At 45.2% G+C, this 239-nt stretch carries 1 protein-coding gene; it reads right to left on the reverse strand.

The genetic code is table 11. The features are described 5' to 3' along the window. A partial coding sequence (locus AC2FA3_RS15625) for a deoxynucleoside kinase (protein WP_490510396.1) occupies positions 1-239 on the reverse strand: 239 nt, incomplete at both ends.

The following is a 239-nucleotide window of genomic DNA, read 5'->3' on the forward strand; positions in this document are numbered from 1 at the left end:
CAAGCTCGGTATCAGTGATGTTACCTTCCGCGTTGTTCTCCCGAGTAAACAGGGCATCCTCGTAGATGGAACGGTCGAGGACGTTGTTGTCATCAGACAGTGCCTGCTTGATCATTGAGAACCGCTTGTTTAGGAAGTAGATCTGAAGCAGGAAACCGTATTGCTTCGGATCTTTGTAATACAGTGGTAAAACGGGATTTTCACCGACTGGTTCGAAAAATGCTTTAGTATTTAAGTGT

The sequence above is a fragment of the Janibacter sp. CoH_79_TC_3 genome (assembly GCF_058197955.1).